Origin of the sequence: Acetobacter orleanensis, assembly GCF_001581005.1 — a bacterium.
Taxonomy (GTDB): Bacteria; Pseudomonadota; Alphaproteobacteria; order Acetobacterales; family Acetobacteraceae; genus Acetobacter; species Acetobacter orleanensis.
On record NZ_LHZV01000012.1, the window covers coordinates 1 to 1123 of the forward strand.

The 1123-nt window shown below is 51.6% G+C and carries 2 protein-coding genes; both read right to left on the reverse strand.

Going from position 1 to position 1123, the window contains the following annotated elements:
* Nucleotides 1-220: 220 nt before the first annotated feature.
* A complete protein-coding gene (locus AD949_RS14315) occupies nt 221-544 on the reverse strand; it encodes a transposase (RefSeq protein ID WP_244463447.1) in 324 nt (107 codons plus the stop codon).
* A gap of 81 nt (nt 545-625) precedes the next feature.
* Entirely contained in the window at nt 626-883 is a 258-nt protein-coding gene (locus tag AD949_RS14320) for a transposase (RefSeq protein ID WP_306308942.1), read from the reverse strand.
* Nucleotides 884-1123 lie beyond the last annotated feature (240 nt).

Sequence of the window (1123 nt, forward strand, 5' to 3'; positions counted from 1 at the left end):
CCCTTCGGCTGGGGTGATCGACAGCCAGAGCATCAATGAGACCTGTGGGCGGGCCGGCGATTACGCCGTAGATTTTTCTAAATTATGAAGCTGTGGCATTCGCAATGTTGCAGGTGTCGTAGGCAATCGAATAAACGAGATCATGTTCTGTTTTGGGTCAATTTTTATACTGGTTTTGCAAGAATATTGAGGGTTCGTGTGAGATTATTGGCAATAGCCGTCATGTGTATCTGGATAGCAGCCTTCGCCAGACTGCGTCATCGCATTCGTCGGAGACCGTAGCTGCGCTTCCATGTCCCGAAGATCTTTTCGATCCACCTCCTGATTCTATGGATTGGCCGGATCCATGCTTCAAGACGCGCGTGGGTCTCTTTCTCATCCCGCCCTTTGCAAGAACGGCGTCCCGAAAATGAGTGTCCCTGTAAGCACTGTCGGCAAAGACATCGCCCGGATCATCGGGTACCGCGTCAGGCCCTGCAGGTCCATCGTTGACGTTGGCTGATGTAATTGCGATCCGCTCCGCAAGAGCGGTGGTCACATCGATACCAACATGCGCCTTAAAACCATAAACAGCTTTTCTGCCCTTATGTTTGACCCATCGAGGATCGTTGTCGTATTCCGTCTGTTACGCGATAACCGTCGCATCGACGATCGTGCCGACCTTGATCCGGATTGCCTGAATTTTCAACTGGGCCGTCACAACTTCGAACAAAGCCTTGTCGAGCGATAGGGATGTCAGCAGACGCCGAAACCGCACGAAGGCTGTGGGCTCCGGTGTAGGCTCCCTTACGGAAAACCCGCAGAACCGACGAAAAGACATACGGTCATCCAGCGCCTCTGTCAGTTTGACGTCAGACAGATCATACCATACGGCAAGGAGCAGGCCTTAAACATTGAAAGGGGTGGCCATGCAGCTTCACTCTTTGGGGCAGAGTAGAGAGACGACAGGATCTCCGTAATCGGCTGCCAGTCGATCAGGGTTGCAATTTTATCCAATGATGACGATCTGCGATCAGTTCGGGCAAACTTAAGGCAGTCCTGTCCAATCAAACGAGGGGCCATCATTATTCTCCATAATGAAAATCAAACCGAAGAGAATCACCAATAGCTGCCGCAGTCTACC